General features: G+C 63.6%; 14 protein-coding genes. 1 reads left to right on the top strand and 13 read right to left on the bottom strand.

Annotated elements, in window-relative coordinates:
* The first annotated feature begins 34 nt into the window (after positions 1-34).
* A complete protein-coding gene (locus ACOQFP_RS14945) occupies positions 35-532 on the top strand; it encodes a DUF4188 domain-containing protein (protein ID WP_421584760.1) in 498 nt (165 codons plus the stop codon).
* A gap of 10 nt (positions 533-542) precedes the next feature.
* On the opposite strand, the gene nuoN is transcribed toward ACOQFP_RS14945, so the two are convergent.
* The 13 genes from nuoN to ACOQFP_RS15010 are packed head-to-tail and all read right to left on the bottom strand — an operon-like array spanning position 543 to position 15557.
* Entirely contained in the window at positions 543-2105 is a 1563-nt protein-coding gene (gene nuoN, locus ACOQFP_RS14950) for an NADH-quinone oxidoreductase subunit NuoN (RefSeq protein WP_421584761.1), read from the bottom strand.
* Positions 2105-3640, bottom strand: a complete 1536-nt coding sequence (locus tag ACOQFP_RS14955) for an NADH-quinone oxidoreductase subunit M (protein WP_421584762.1) — start codon at positions 3638-3640, stop codon at positions 2105-2107. The genes nuoN and ACOQFP_RS14955 overlap by 1 nt, the downstream gene beginning before the upstream one ends.
* Entirely contained in the window at positions 3637-5508 is a 1872-nt protein-coding gene (nuoL, locus tag ACOQFP_RS14960) for an NADH-quinone oxidoreductase subunit L (RefSeq protein WP_421584763.1), read from the bottom strand. The genes ACOQFP_RS14955 and nuoL overlap by 4 nt, the downstream gene beginning before the upstream one ends.
* Positions 5509-5524: 16 nt before the next feature.
* Positions 5525-5824 (bottom strand): NADH-quinone oxidoreductase subunit NuoK, encoded by a 300-nt coding sequence (gene nuoK / locus ACOQFP_RS14965; protein ID WP_008717020.1) that lies wholly within the window; start codon positions 5822-5824, stop codon positions 5525-5527.
* Positions 5821-6582, bottom strand: coding sequence for an NADH-quinone oxidoreductase subunit J (locus ACOQFP_RS14970; RefSeq protein ID WP_206490529.1), 762 nt, complete (start codon positions 6580-6582; stop codon positions 5821-5823). Before ACOQFP_RS14970 ends, nuoK begins: the two co-directional genes overlap by 4 nt.
* On the bottom strand, positions 6579-7124 hold the full coding sequence (gene nuoI / locus ACOQFP_RS14975; RefSeq protein ID WP_206490528.1) for an NADH-quinone oxidoreductase subunit NuoI: 546 nt from the start codon (positions 7122-7124) through the stop codon (positions 6579-6581). The genes ACOQFP_RS14970 and nuoI overlap by 4 nt, the downstream gene beginning before the upstream one ends.
* Positions 7117-8427 carry an NADH-quinone oxidoreductase subunit NuoH gene (gene nuoH / locus ACOQFP_RS14980; protein WP_421584764.1) on the bottom strand — a complete coding sequence of 437 codons (1311 nt, stop codon included), beginning with the start codon at positions 8425-8427 and terminating at the stop codon, positions 7117-7119. The genes nuoI and nuoH overlap by 8 nt, the downstream gene beginning before the upstream one ends.
* Positions 8424-10853: an NADH-quinone oxidoreductase subunit G gene (locus ACOQFP_RS14985; protein WP_421584765.1), complete on the bottom strand. Its 2430-nt coding sequence runs from the start codon at positions 10851-10853 to the stop codon at positions 8424-8426. The genes nuoH and ACOQFP_RS14985 overlap by 4 nt, the downstream gene beginning before the upstream one ends.
* Entirely contained in the window at positions 10850-12151 is a 1302-nt protein-coding gene (nuoF, locus tag ACOQFP_RS14990; RefSeq protein WP_421584766.1) for an NADH-quinone oxidoreductase subunit NuoF, read from the bottom strand. The genes ACOQFP_RS14985 and nuoF overlap by 4 nt, the downstream gene beginning before the upstream one ends.
* A 1-nt stretch (position 12152) precedes the next feature.
* Positions 12153-13049, bottom strand: a complete 897-nt coding sequence (gene nuoE, locus ACOQFP_RS14995; protein WP_421584767.1) for an NADH-quinone oxidoreductase subunit NuoE — start codon at positions 13047-13049, stop codon at positions 12153-12155.
* Complete coding sequence (gene nuoD, locus ACOQFP_RS15000; RefSeq protein ID WP_206490523.1) at positions 13046-14344, bottom strand: NADH dehydrogenase (quinone) subunit D; 1299 nt, start codon at positions 14342-14344, stop codon at positions 13046-13048. The genes nuoE and nuoD overlap by 4 nt, the downstream gene beginning before the upstream one ends.
* Positions 14344-15006 carry an NADH-quinone oxidoreductase subunit C gene (locus ACOQFP_RS15005; RefSeq protein WP_421584768.1) on the bottom strand — a complete coding sequence of 221 codons (663 nt, stop codon included), beginning with the start codon at positions 15004-15006 and terminating at the stop codon, positions 14344-14346. Before ACOQFP_RS15005 ends, nuoD begins: the two co-directional genes overlap by 1 nt.
* A complete protein-coding gene (locus ACOQFP_RS15010; protein WP_206490521.1) occupies positions 15003-15557 on the bottom strand; it encodes a NuoB/complex I 20 kDa subunit family protein in 555 nt (184 codons plus the stop codon). The genes ACOQFP_RS15005 and ACOQFP_RS15010 overlap by 4 nt, the downstream gene beginning before the upstream one ends.
* Positions 15558-15591: the final 34 nt, after the last annotated feature.

Genomic DNA, 15591 nt, shown 5'->3' on the forward strand with positions numbered 1-15591 from the left:
TTTTATAACAGTGTGACGAAATAGTGAGCAGCCCATGAAAGATTGGACCCCCATGCCACCCATCATCGAAGGTCGCCGCACCGTCGAATCCGATCGCGAGACCGTGACGGTGTTCCTCATCGGAATGCGCATCAACAATCCTGTGGCGATTCGTTCCTGGCTTCCCGTCGCAGGCGCGATGCCGAAGATGCTTCGCCATCTCGAACGCGACCCGAAATCGGGACTGCTGAGTTACCACTCGTGGTTCGGCCGCACGACCGTTCTCGTCAGCTACTGGCGCAGCGCCGAGGACCTGACGCGATTCGCATCGGATCCCGATGCGCCCCATGCTCCCGCGTGGCGCTCCTTCAATCGAGCGGTGGCAGCCACCAGGCACGTCGGGGTGTGGCACGAGACCTACACCGCAAGCGCAACGAACAGCGAATCGATCTATGTCAACATGCCCTCGTTCGGTCTGGCCGCCGCGCTGGGAGGCACCGAGGTCGGCCCCGGATCGCAGACGTGGAAGCAGCGAATGACCCGCGGGCACTGACGATGTGGCCCTACAGGAAGGTGCCGGCCCGCGACGCGAGGTCCAGCACCGGCTGCGGGAACACTCCCAGTGCCACGGTGACTACCACCGATACTCCGATAGCGAGCGTCACCGACGCCGTCGGACGCACCATCGTGGCGGTGCGGTCGGTGGGATCGGTGAAGAACATCAGCACGATCACTCGAACGTAGAAGAACGCGGCGATCGCGCTGCACACCACCCCGACGACCACCAGTGCGGCTCCGCCGGCGCCCGAGGCAGCGCTGAACACCGCGAACTTGCCGATGAAACCACTGGTGAGCGGGATACCGGCGAAAGAGAGCAGAAACAGCCCGAACACGGCAGCGACGAGCGGTGAACGTCGACCGATCCCTGCCCACCGGTCCAGATCGCCCACCTCACCACGTTCGTCTCGGGCCAGACCGATGATCGCGAATCCACCGAGAGTGCTGAACGCGTAGGCCACGAGGTAGAACATGGTGGCCGAGACACCGGAATCACCCACATCACCCGAATTACCCAGCGCGGTCACTCCGGTGAGGATGAAGCCGGTGTGCGCCACAGACGAGTAGGCCAGCATCCGCTTGACGTCCGTTTGCGTCACTGCGACAACCGAACCGAGCACCATCGTCGCGACCGCGATCACCCACAGCATCGGCCGCCAACTCGACTCGAGTCCAGGCAGCGCCATCCCGAAGATCCGCACGATCGCGCCGAAGGCCGCCACCTTGGTCACCGTCGCCATCAATGCGGTCACCGGCGTGGGCGCACCCTGATAGACATCGGGAATCCACGAATGAAAAGGCACTGCACCGACTTTGAACAGCAGCCCCACAGCCAGCAATGCGACACCGATCAGCGCCAGCGATCTGCCCTGTCCATCTGCCGCGATGGCCTCGGCGATGCCGTCCAACCGGACGGTACCGGCGTAGCCGTACAAGAACGCGACTCCGAACAGAAAGAACGCGGAAGAGAAAGCTCCGAGCAGAAAATACTTCAGCGCCGCTTCCTGGGAGAGCAACCGGCGTCGCCGTGCCAGACCGCACAGCAGATACAGCGGCAGCGAGAACACTTCCAAGGCGACGAACATCGTCAGCAGATCCGCGGACGCCGGGAACAGCAGCATGCCGCCGATCGCGAACATCGCAAGCGGAAAGACCTCGGTCTGAGCAACTCCTGCGTCGACGGCTTCTCGTTCGGCCACGCTTCCGGGAATGGTGGAGGCTTGCGGGGTGAACGAGTCGATTCGGCGCTCGGCACCGGACTCGGTGACGGCGACGGTGCGTTCCGCCAGGAGCGCAAGGGCCGGAATCGCCACCAACACAATGGTTCCCTGCAGAAACAGCGTCGGCCCATCGATTGCCACCGCACCGGACATCGCCGAAGCCTCGGTGCCGGCCAGAGCGATCACTGCAACCAGTGCCGCCACCAGACCGGCGAGCGCAAGACCCAGATGCGTTGCCCGACGTGCCCGCCTCGGGACGAATGCTTCGACGAGGACTCCGAGAACCGCGACTCCGAAGACGATCAGCATCGGCGAGAGCAGACCGTACTGCACCTCGGGTGTGGTCATCACTGACCTCCTGAACTGTCGACAATCGTGGATTGCACAGCCGGAGTGATGACATCGAGCGCCGGCTTCGGATACACCCCGAACACGATGAGCAATGCGAGCAGCGGAACCACCACCACCAACTCACGAGGGACGAGATCGGAGATCTTGTCGTTGCCCACTCGGACCGGACCCGTCATCACCCGCTGATAGAGCCAGAGAATGTAGATCGCCGACAGCACCAGCGCGCCGGTGGCCACGATCGCCGCGACACCGTACCGACCGAATGTGCCGATCAATACCAGGAATTCACTGATGAACGGGGCCAGTCCAGGAAGCGAGAGCGTGGCCAGTCCCGAGATCAGAAAAGTTCCGGCGAGTACCGGCGCGACCTTCTGCACCCCACCGTAATCTGCGATTGCCCGTGAACCACGACGAGAGACGAGGAAGCCCGCGATCAAGAACAACGCAGCCGTGGAAATCCCGTGATTGACCATGTAGAGCGTTGCACCGGCCTGACTCTGCCCCGTCATCGCGAAAATACCGAGAATGATGAATCCGAAATGCGAAATCGAGGTGTACGCAATCAGTCTCATCATGTCGGTCTGGCCGATCGCGAGGATCGCTCCGTACACGATGCCGATCACCGCCAGGGTGATGATCCATGGCGCGAAAGTCTGCGATGATCCGGGAAAGAGCTCGAGGCAGAAGCGCAGCATCGCGAACGTGCCGACCTTGTCCACCACTGACATCATCAGCACGGCTGTCGCGGGAGTGGATTGCACGGCGGCATCGGGCAGCCAGGTATGGAACGGCCACAGCGGCGCCTTGATCGCGAAGGCGAACATGAAGCCCAGGAACAGCGCGTTGAGCACCGCCGAATCCACGCCGAGCCCGCCCGCTGCCGCCGCATCCGCGATGGTGCGCAGATCGAACGTACCCCCGTCGAACGGACTCCCCGCCCTGGCCGTGACGACGTACAACCCGATGACTGCAGCCAACATCACCAGTCCACCGAACAGGTTGTACAGCAGGAACTTCACCGCGGCTCGCGTCCGCTCGACGCCCCCGAAACCACCGATGAGGAAGTACATCGGGATCAGCATCGCCTCGAAGAAGATGTAGAACAGCAACACGTCCAGCGACAAGAACGAGACGATCACCATGGACTCGACCACCAGGATCAACGCCGTGTACGTGTGCGGGGACCGTCGAGAACCGTGGTTCGCCACCCGGCTGCCATCGTGCCAGCCCGCGATCAGCAACAGCGGCGTCAGAACGGTGGTCAACAACACCAGCACCAGGCCGAGTCCGTCGAGACCGAGCGTGTAGCGCGCACCGAACGCCGCTATCCAGGAATGGTCCTCGACGAACTGGTACCGATCTCCCCCGGTGTCGAAGGCGACCGCGAGTGCGACCGACACCGCGAGGGTACCGGTGGCGAAACCCACTGCGACGCTACGCGCCAACCTCGGTCGATCAGCTGGGAGAAGGGCGACGACGACAGCGCCCAGAACGGGAAGCACCCACAGGACGGTCAACCCGGGAATCGTCACAGAACCACCACCATCAGCACGACGAGAACAGCCCCGGCGAACATCGCCAGCGCATAGGACCGAACGAATCCGGTTTGCAGGCGCCGAGATCGAGTCGATACGCCTCCGATCGATCTCCCCACCCCGTCCACGACGGCGTCGATGCCCGCTGTGTCGGCGAGTACCAATGTGCGCGTGAGTTTTTGGCCCGGACGCATGAACACGGCCTCGTTGACGGCATCTCCGTACAGATCCACTCGCGCCGCTCTGGTCAAGCCCGACACATTCTCCGGTGGTGTCTCGGGAACCTCGTGGGCGATGTACTTGCGGTAGGCGACGCTCGCGCCCGCGAGCACCACCACGAGCACTGCGACCGTCACGACCCAGGCGGGTATCGTGTGCTCCTCGTGCGCCGACCCCACCACCGGCTCCAGCCACGTCTCGAGGCGTCCGCCCACCGTGAGGAAGGCACCCGCAGCGACCGAGCCGATGGCCAGAACGATCATCGGGGCGGTCATCGTCGGCGGTGCCTCGTGCGGATGTGCTTGCGCCGCCCATCGTTTCGGCCCGAAGAATGTCATCAGCATCACCCGGGTCATGTAGAACGCCGTCAGTCCCGCACCGAGCAACGTCACGCAGCCGAGCACCACACCCTCCGCTCCCCCGGCCGCGAACGCGACCTCGATGATGGGGTCCTTGGCGAAGAAGCCGGAGAACGGTGGTACCCCGATGATGGCGAGGAAGCCGAGGCCGAACGTGGCGAACGTGATCGGCATCGCGGCGCGAAGCCCGCCGAACCGTCGCATGTCGGTCTCGTCGTTCATCGCGTGCATCACCGAGCCCGCCCCCAGGAACAGACCGGCCTTGAAGAACCCGTGCGAGAGCAGCAGCGCTATGGCGAAGGGGTATCCGGACGGGCCGAGCCCGGCGGCGAGCACCATGTACCCGATCTGGCTCATCGTCGACGCCGCGAGCGCCTTCTTGATGTCGTCCTTGGCGCAGCCGATCACGGCACCGAACAGCAACGTGATGGCACCGACGGTGACGGTAGCGGCTCGGGCGACCGGCGACGCCTCGAACACCGGGCCGGAGCGCACGATGAGATACACACCTGCAGTGACCATGGTCGCCGCGTGGATGAGAGCCGACACCGGCGTCGGGCCCTCCATCGCATCACCGAGCCACGACTGCAGCGGCACCTGGGCCGACTTGCCGCAGGCCGCCAACAGCAACATCAGCGCCATCGCCGTCGCGACCGACTCACCGGCGGTACCGATTCCGGCGAACACGACGTCGTACTGCACCGATCCGAAATTCACGAACATGATCATCAGCGCAATGGCGAGGCCGATATCACCGACCCGGTTGACCACGAAGGCTTTTCGTGCGGCCGATGCTGCCGACGGCTTGTGCTGCCAGAACCCGATGAGCAGGTACGACGCGAGCCCGACGCCCTCCCACCCCAGATAGAGGCCGAGGAAGTTGTCGGCAAGGACCAGCAGCAGCATGGCTGCGAGAAACAGATTGAGGTACGCGAAGAATCGTCGGCGTCCGGGGTCGTGGCTCATGTAGCCGATGGAGTAGACGTGGATGAGTGATCCGACGCCGGTGATCAGCAGGACGAAGCAGATCGACAGCTGGTCGGCGCGAAGGCCGAAGTCGACCTGCAGCTGATCGACCGGCACCCATCGGAACAGCGACTGACCGAGCGCTCGGCTCGACTCGTCACGTCCGAGCATCGAGACGAACACCAGTGCCGCGACGACGAACGAGGCCACGGCTGCAGCTGTGGCAACCAGGTGCCCCCAGGAGTTGCAGCGCCGCCCGCCGAGCAGCAGGACGGCCGCACCGAACGCCGGCAGAGCCGGGAGAAGCCACAGTATCGACATCGTTTCAGCTCCCCCGTCAGTTCTTCATCAAGGAGTTCTCGTCCATCGAGATCGAGCGACGAGAGCGGAAGATGGCCATGATGATCGCCAGGCCCACCACCACCTCGGCAGCAGCGACCACCATGGTGAAGAACGCGAACAACTGTCCGTCCAGATTTCCGTGCATGCGGGAGAACGTGACGAACGCCAGATTGACTGCGTTGAGCATCAATTCGATGCACATGAACACGATGATCGCGTTGCGCCTGACGATGACACCCGCCGCGCCGATGGTGAACAGCAGAACCGACAGATAGAGGTAATTCTCGGGATTCATCGCTCGTCACCGTCGGTTCGTGGCTCGGCGAACATGGCATTGACAGAGGACTGCGATTCGGTCCCGTCCGGCAGCAGAGCGCGGCGATCGACGCCGTTGTGTCGGGCGTACACACCCGGGCTCGGCAAGGGCGTCACTCTGGTGCCGTCTCGGAACCGATCCCGGGATATTTCGCGCTGCCCCTTGACCGGTCCGAGTGCTTCGCGGTGCGCCAGGATCATCGCCCCGATGGTTGCAGTGATCAACAGCGCGCCGGTCAGCTCGAACGCCCACACGTATTCGACGAAGATCAGCTCGGCCAGGCCCTCGACGTTGCCGGTGGAATTGGCTGCGTCGAGCCCTGCGAATTCGAGCCGACCGGTACTGGCCGCGTCACGCAGCAGGACCCCGATGATCAGCAGTCCGAAGCCGATCCCGATGACGACGGCCGCGACGCGATGCCCGCGCAGCGTCTCCGACAACGATTCCGAGGTGTCGACTCCGACCAGCATCAGCACGAACAGGAAGAGCATCATCACCGCGCCGGTGTAGACGACGATCTGCACGACACCGAGAAACAGTGCCCCCTGAGCCATGTAGAACGTCGCCAGCACCACCATCGTGGCCGCGAGGAACAGCGCCGAGTAGACCGCTTTGGTGCTCATCACCACCCCGAGCGCGCCGATGACCGCAACGACACCCAAGGTCCAGAACTGCACCGCCTCACCGGTGGACGTCGACTCCAGTGCCAGTTGTACGGCCGCTGCCTGCGCAGTCATCGAACCGGTCCGCTGTCGGTCTCGACCGCACCCTCGGTGCCGGTGACGGTGCCGCGGTAGTAGTCCTCGGCGGTGCACCCAGGTGCCATCGCATGCGGCGGCGGGACCATGTCGGGCTCCATCGGTGCCAGCAGAGCATCCTTCTCGTAGATCAGATCTGCTCTGTTGTCACCGGCGAGTTCGTACTCGTTGGTCATCGTCAAAGCCCTTGTGGGGCAGGCCTCTACACACAACCCGCAGCCGATGCAGCGGAGGTAGTTGATCTGATAGACCCCACCGTATCGCTCGCCCGGTGAGAATCGTTCGGTCTCGGTGTTGTCGGCACCTTCGACGTAGATGGCATCGGCCGGGCAGGCCCATGCGCAGAGCTCGCAGCCGATGCACTTCTCGAGGCCGTCCGCGTACCGGTTGAGCTGATGGCGGCCGTGGTAGCGGACCTCGGTCGGCTTCTTCTGCTCGGGATACAGTTCGGTCTCGGGCTTTTTGAACATCGTGGCGAACGTGACGCCGAAACCGGCGATGGGACCGAGAAATTCAGGCATCGGCATTCTCCTTCTCGGGCGTGGTCACTGGGGACCGGGTACCGGCGTGCCGGCTCGAAAATCGCGAGCCCTGCGCAGGAGTGGGAGGAATCGGGAATCCTCCGGCCAGGGCGTCGAACTCTGCCTCGGCAGCAGACGTCGACACGTGTCGATCGCGGGTGCGTCTTCGCAGCATCGACAACAACGAGCCCAGGACGGCGAGAGCGAAGACCATCGAGACGATGAACGTGACGAGCGGAACGTCGAATCGCCCGGTACCCAGTACTCGCACTGTTGCAATGACCATCACCCAGATCAGCGCGACCGGGATGAGGATCTTCCACCCGAAATTCATGAACTGGTCGTACCGCAGACGCGGCAGAGTCGAGCGCAGCCAGATGAACACGAACAGGAACATCCAGACCTTGAGGGTGAACCACAGCACCGGCCACCACCCGGAATTGGCACCGCTCCACAGGCTCAGCGGAATCGGCGCGTGCCAGCCTCCGAGGAAGAGGGTGGTGGCGAGTGCCGAGACGGTGACCATATTGATGTACTCGGCGAGCATGAACATCGCGAAGCGTAGTGACGAGTACTCGGTGTGGAACCCGCCGACCAGCTCTCCTTCGGCCTCGGGCAGGTCGAACGGGGCGCGGTTGGTTTCACCGACCATGGCCGTGACGTACACCAGAAACGAGGGCAGCAGCAGGAACACGTACCAAGTGTTCTGTTGCGCAGCAACGATTCCGGATGTCGACATCGTGCCCGCGTACAGGAATACCGCGGCGAACGACAGACCCATCGCGACCTCGTACGAGATCACCTGGGCGGTCGAGCGAAGTGCTCCGAGCAGCGGGTATGTCGAACCCGATGCCCATCCGGCCAGGACTATGCCGTACACACCGACCGAGGTGACCGCGAGAATGTACAGAACCCCCACCGGAAGATCGGTCATCTGCAGCTCGGTCGTCGTCCCGAACACCGACACCTGCGGTCCGAACGGGATCACGGCGAAGGCCATGAACGCCGGAACCACCGAGATGATCGGTGCCAGAATGTAAATCGGCTTGTCGACGCCGGCGGGAGTGATTCCCTCTTTCAGGGCGAGCTTGATCCCGTCCATCAGCGACTGCAGCAGTCCCCACGGACCGACACGGTTGGGCCCCACCCGCATCTGCATCCACGCCATGATCTTGCGTTCGACATAGATGGCGATCAGTGGTGTGAGCACCAGGAAGACGAAGACGGCCACTGCCTTTCCGACGACCAACCACCACGGGTCGGTGCCGAACATCGACAGATCGGTCGGTGCGGCGACGATCATGACGAGACCTCCTCATCGAGCTGTCCTGTCGCAGCCGTAGGCCCCGTCCGCAGCTTCACCAGATCGCCCGAGGCCGCACCGAGAGTCCGATACACCGCCGAGCCGGGCGAGTTCATCGGCACCCACACCACGTTGTCGGGCAGATCGGTGATCGTCAGCGGCAGCGTGATCGAACCACGCTCGGTCTCGACGACGACCAGATCACCCTCCTCCGCGCCGATATTCGACGCCGTCCTCGCAGACAGTCGGACCACCGGTGACCGCCCGGTCCGCGCGAGATTGTCCTCGCCGTCCTGCATCCGTCCCGAATCGATCAGCATTCGCCACGTGGCCAGAATCGCGTGGCCGGGGGCAGGCGACGGCAGATCGCCACGCGCTGGCACCGGAGCGAGGATCTGGCGTTGGCCTGTCCAGGTGCCGAGACGAGCCAGTTCGTCTCGCGCAGCCGTCGCATCCGGAAGCGACAGTTCGACGCCCATCTGGGCGGCGATGGCGTCGAGTACGCGTTGGTCGGGCATCAGTGCGCCTGAACCGAGTGCCGTGCCGAACGCCCTGGGCCTACCTTCCCAGTCGACGAACGTTCCGGGCTTGTCGACCACCGGGGCCACCGGGAACACCACATCGGCACGCTCGGTCACCGCGCTGTGGCGCAGTTCGAGGCTGACCACGAACGCCGATCGATCCAGCGCATCGAGTGCGCCACGCGGATCGGGCAGGTCGTCGATATCGATTCCTGCTGTGACCACTGCGCGATCCGGGCAGGCATCGGCCAGGATCGCGGCAGTGTCGCGGCCCGCGTCCGCAGGGAGGTCGTCGATACCCCATACAGCTGCAACCTCGGCGCGTGCCGCCGAGTCCGCCACAGGCCGTCCACCCGGCAGCACGTTCGGCAGCGCGCCGGCGTCGAGTGCACCCCGCTCGCCTGCTCGACGTGGAACCCAGGCCATGGTCGCTCCCGTGCTGTCGACCAGAGCCGACACCGCAGACAATCCACCGGGAACGCAGCCGAGCCGCTCGCCCACGAGAACGATCGCCCCCGGCTCTCGGAGGAGCTGAGCAATCGAGTCGGTATCGCGGTCGCCGACACGCAGGGCGTCCAGCCACTGCGGCTCGTCACCGGGAATCGACTGCACGAGCGCACCACCGAGCTTGCTCAGCCCTCGACTTGCCCAGGGGGCGATCGATGCCACACGGACGCCGTTGGTGCGGTGCGCCGCACGCAGCCGCAGGAATATCAGTGGTGATTCCTCCTCGGGCTCGAAGGCCACCAGGAGGACGACCGGAGCATTCGCGAAGTCGGAGTAGGTGACCCCCAGCCCGGTCGCTGCCACGCGACTGGCCAGGAAGTTCGATTCCTCCGTGCTGTGATCACGATTTCGGAAGTCGATATCATTGGTGCGCAGTACTTTTCGGGCGAATTTCGCATAGGCGTAGGAGTCTTCGAGAGTCGATCGTCCGCCGACGAGCACCGCCGCACGCCCCACAGAGGCGGCCAATCCCCTTGCCGCGGCGGCCAGTGCGGCCGACCACGACGTCTCGATGAGGGCACCCGACTCGTCTCGGATCATCGGTGCGGTGATGCGATCCGGTTCAGTGGCATATTTGAACGCCCAGCGACCCTTGTCGCAGTTCCATTCCTCGTTGACCTGCGGATCATCCCCTGCGAGACGACGCAATACCGTGCCGCGTCGATGATCGGTGCGTTGAGCGCACCCTCCCGCACAGTGCTCGCACACACTCGGCGACGACGTCAGATCGTACGGCCGCGCACGGAACCGATACTCGATGTTGGTCAGAGCCCCGACCGGACAGATCTGAACTGTGTTACCCGAGAAATAGGAGTCGAACGGTTCGTCACCGAAGATGCCCACCTGTTGCACCGCACCGCGTTCGAGGAGCTCGATCGAAGGGTCGCCGGCAACTTGCTCCGCGAACCGAGTGCATCGAGCGCACAGAACGCAGCGTTCCCGATCGAGCAGGATCTCGGCCGACAACGGAATGGGCTTGGGATACGTACGTTTGGTCTCGGTGAACCTGGACTCGGTCCGTCCTGCGGCCATCGCCTGATTCTGCAGCGGACATTCGCCGCCTTTGTCGCACACCGGGCAGTCGAGCGGGTGATTGATCAGCAGCAGTTCCATGACGCCGCGCTGCGCCTTCTCGGCAGACTCGGACGTCACCTGCGTGCGTACGATCATGCCCTCCGCCACAGTCGTCGTGCACGATGCCAGCGGCTTGCGCTGCCCTTCGACCTCCACCAGGCATTGCCGACACGCGCCCACGGGATCGAGCAGCGGATGGTCGCAGAAGCGTGGAATCTGCACCCCCATCAACTCGGCGGCACGGATCACCAAAGTGCCCTTCGGAACACTGATCTCGTGATCGTCGATGGTCAACGTCACCAGCTCCACCGACACGTCGGTCATGACGAGAACTCCTCTGCCATCAACGTCGACAGGTGCGGATCGAACGGGCATCCGTGCTCGGTCACGTGTCGAACGTATTCGTCACGGAAGTGCGCCAGTGAGGACACGATCGGGCTCGCGGCCCCGTCTCCCAACGCGCAGAACGACTTTCCTGCGATGCCATCCGCTATATCGAGCAGCGTGTCCAGGTCGTCCTCGGTGCCGGTACCGGTGTCGAGTCGACGCAGTATCTGCACCAGCCAGTACGTGCCCTCCCGGCACGGTGTGCACTTGCCGCAGGATTCGTGTGCGTAGAACTCGGTCCATCGCAACACTGCTCGTACCACGCACGTGGTGTCGTCGAATATCTGCAATGCCTTGGTACCCAACATCGATCCGGCTGCTCCGACACCCTCGTAATCGAGAGGCACGTCGAGATGATCGTCGGTGAGGATCGGCGTCGACGAGCCGCCCGGCGTCCAGAACTTCAGTTGGTGGCCCGGTCTGACCCCACCTGCGTAATCGAGGAGTTCCCGCAACGTGATTCCCAGTGGTGCCTCGTACTGCCCCGGTCGGCATACATGACCGGAGATCGAGTACAGCGTGAAGCCGGGCGACTTCTCGGTGCCCATCGATCGGAACCATTCGATTCCCTTCCGTAATATCACCGGAACGCTGGCAATCGATTCGACGTTGTTGACCACCGTCGGACGCGCGTACAAGCCCGCGACCGCCGGGAACGGTGGACGCAACCGGGGTTGTCCGCGCCGTCCTTCCAGCGAGTCGAGCAGGGCTGTCTCTTCACCACAGATGTATGCGCCTGCACCGGCGTGGACCACCAACTCCAGATCGAATTCCGAACCGAGAACGCCCATTCCCAGATACCCCGCCGAGTAGGCCTCGGCCACCGCGGCCTGCAACCGCCGCAGCACCGGAACCACTTCCCCGCGCACGTAGACGAACGCGTGCGATGCGCGAATCGCGTACGCAGCGATGACGATTCCCTCGATCAGGGTGTGTGGACTGGCCATCAGCAGTGGCATGTCCTTGCAGGTGCCCGGCTCGGACTCGTCGGCGTTGACCACCAGATAGTGCTCTTTACCGTCGTTCTGCGGTATGAAGCTCCATTTGGTGCCGGTCGGGAATCCCGCACCCCCACGGCCCCGCAGGCCCGATTCCTTGACGAATGCGATGAGGTCGTCGGGGTCCATGGCGAGGGCTTTCTCCAGCCCTCGATATCCCTCGTGACTTCGATAGGTTTCGAGTGTCCAGGAGTTCTTCTCGTCCCAGAACTCGCTCAACACCGGCGTCAGGGCCATCTCAATTCCCCTTCGTCGGTGGATCGGTCTCGGCGGTGTTCGCGCGTGGTGGCACGGTGGCAGAGGGAGCCGGTGCAGGCTTCTCCCGCACCGTCTCCGACACTGCTTCTGCTCCGAGATCGGGATGTTCGTCCTGCACGTTCGGTTCCGTTTCGGGAGCCGACATAGCGTGTTCTCGCGCGTAGCGCAGACCGACGAGGCTGGCTTCACCTGCGCCACCGCTCGATTCGAGTGCACCGGGCCGCTCGTCGGCAAAACCGGCAAGAATGCGTTCGGTCTGTCGAAAGGTGCACAGTGGAGCGCCGCGCGTCGGGGTGACCTGCGCTCCAAATCGAAGTGCATCGACCAGAGCACGCGCCGTCGACGGAGAGCTGTTGTCGAAGAACTCCCAGTTGACCATCATGACCGGCGCGTAATCGCAGGCAGCGTTGCACTCGATGTGTTCGAGGGTGATCGTGCCGTCCTCGGTCGTCTCGCCGTGGCCGATGCCGAGGTGATCGGTCAATGCCTCCATGATCGCGTCACCACCCATGACAGCACACAGGGTGTTGGTACACACTCCGACGCGATACGTGCCGGTGGGCTCGCGCCGGTACATCGAGTAGAAGGTGGCAACGGCCGTCACCTCGGCTCCGGTGAGGTCGAGTACCTCGGCACAGAACTCGATGCCGGCAGGTGTCAGAGCACCGTCCTCGGATTGCACCAGATGCAGCAGTGGGAGCAGCGCAGAACGCGATTGCGGGTAACGCGCGAGGATGATGTCGGCGTCGGCACGTAGGCGAGTGCGCTGCTCGGGAGAATACGAGGCTCGTGCGCCGGGACGGGCGAGCTGCACCGCTTCCTCCGGCCGCGCTCCGAGTTGGATCAGAACCGGCTCCGACTGCGATTGTGCGGTCATCGGTCGACCCCGCCCATCACCGGGTCGATACTGGCCACTGCCGCAATGACATCGGAGATCATTCCGCCCTCGCACATCGCGGCGACCGCTTGCAGGTTGGTGAAGGACGGATCCCTGAAGTGCACCCGGTACGGCTGTGTTCCGCCATCGCTGACGATGTGCACGCCCAGTTCTCCTCGCGGCGACTCCACCGAGGAGAGCACTTGACCAGCCGGGACCCGCATACCCTCGGTGACCAGCTTGAAGTGATGAATCAGCGACTCCATCGAGGTGTCCATGATGGTACGGACGTGATCCTGCGAGTTTCCGAGCCCGTCTGGGCCCGACACCAACTCGGCAGGCCAGGCGATCTTCTTGTCGTCGATGACCACCGGCCCGGGACGCAGACGATCGAGGGTTTGTTCGACGATCTTCAACGATTCCTTCATCTCCTCCACCCGAATGAGATAGCGCCCGTAGCAGTCGCTTCCGGTGTCGGTGATGACATCGAACTCGTAGTTCTCGTATCCGCAGTAGGGATCGGAGCGACGCAGATCGTAGGGCAGCCCGGTGGACCGAAGCACCGGACCGGTGACGCCGAGGGCCATGCATCCGGTCAGATCCAGATATCCGACGTTCTCGGTTCTGGCCTTCCAGATCGGGTTGTCGTTGAGCATGAGTTCGAGATCGCGAAGTCGTCCGGGCATCACCCGCAGCAGCTCGCGAACCTTCTCGATCGCGTCCCCCGGCAGATCCTGCGACAGTCCTCCCGGACGAATGTAGGCGTGATTCATGCGAAGTCCGGTGATGGCCTCGAAGACGTCGAGGATCAGCTCGCGCTCGCGGAAGCCGAACAGCATCGCCGTCACCGCTCCCAATTCCATTCCGCCCGTGGCTAATGCGACGAGATGCGAGGAAATGCGGTTGAGCTCCATCAGCATCACTCGTACAACTGTCGCCCGCTCGGGAACGTCGTCGGTGATATCGAGGAGTTTCTCCACCCCCAGGCAATATGCGGTCTCGTTGAAGAACGGCGACAGATAGTCCATGCGAGTGACGAAAGTGACGCCCTGGGTCCAGTTGCGATATTCCAGGTTCTTCTCGATTCCGGTATGCAGGTAGCCGATCCCGCATCGCGCCTCGGTGACCGTTTCACCCTCGATTTCGAGAATCAGTCGCAGCACGCCGTGGGTGGACGGGTGCTGCGGTCCCATGTTGACCACGATCCGTTCGGTACCCGATCCGCGTGCCAGCTCGACGACGTCATCCCAGTCCTGACCGGAGACCGCGTAGATCGTCTCGTTCGTTGCGCTCATCAGCTGTACGACCTGCGCTCGTTGGGAGGCGCAATTCGAGCGCCCTTGTACTCGATCGGAATTCCGCCGAGCGGATAGTCCTTTCGTTGCGGATGGCCGACCCAGTCGTCGGGCATTTCGATTCGCGTGAGAGCGGGGTGACCGTCGAAGACGAGTCCGAAGAAGTCGTAGACCTCACGCTCGTGCCAGTCGTTGGTCGGATACACCCCGCAGAGCGAGGGAGTGTGCGGATCTGCGTCGGGGACGGCGACTTCGAGTCGCACCCGGCGCCCGTGCGTGATCGAGACGAGGTGGTACACCACGTGGAGTTCGCGGCCGACCTGGTCCGGATAGTGCACACCCGATGCGCCAGTGCACAATTCGAATCGCAGTTCCTCGTCGTCGCGCAACGCGTGGGCCACTGCAGGAAGATGCTGACGCGCGATGTGCAGTGTCAGCTCGCCCCGGTGTATCACCACCCGCTCGATGGCGTCGTCGGACGGCACCGGTGCATCACCGGATTCGAGAACTGCGGCCAGTCGGTCGACAAGGGCGTCGAAGTAGGTGCCGTACGGCCGCTCGGCGGTGTCCGCCGTTGCCACCGGCGGCTGCAGTCGTCCGTAGCCCGAGGTGTCACCCGTGCCCCGCACACCGAACATCCCGCCAGGTCCGCGCGTGGTCATCGCAGCATTCCTTTCAGATCGATCGTCGGGGTGGACGAGAGCGCCGCCGCTTCCGCGGCCGCGCGCACCTGCTCACGATTGACACCGAGCGGCATCTGTTGAATCTTCTTGTGCAGCTCCAAGATTGCGTTGAGCAACATCTCGGGTCGAGGTGGGCAACCAGGCAGGTAGATGTCGACCGGAACGATGTGGTCGACCCCCTGAACCACCGCGTAGTTGTTGAACATTCCGCCCGAGGATGCGCAGACTCCCATGGCAAGAACCCATTTCGGTTCGGCCATCTGGTCGTACACCTGCCGGAGCACCGGTCCCATCTTCTGGCTGACGCGCCCCGCCACGATCATCAGATCCGCCTGGCGCGGGGATGCGCGGAACGCCTCCATACCGAATCGCGCGAGGTCGAATCTGCCGGAGGTGGTCGCCATCATCTCGATCGCACAGCACGCCAGACCGAACGTGGCGGGCCACAGCGAACCCTTGCGGGCGTAACCGGCCAGGCCCTCGACCGTGGTCAGCAGGAATCCACTGGGCAGCTTCTCTTCGAGTCCCATCGATCACGCTCTTTCGGTTCCGCAGAAGGAGAAC

Origin of the sequence: Rhodococcus sp. MALMAid1271 (assembly GCF_049195265.1) — a bacterium.
In the GTDB taxonomy this organism is placed as follows: Bacteria; Actinomycetota; Actinomycetes; order Mycobacteriales; family Mycobacteriaceae; genus Rhodococcoides.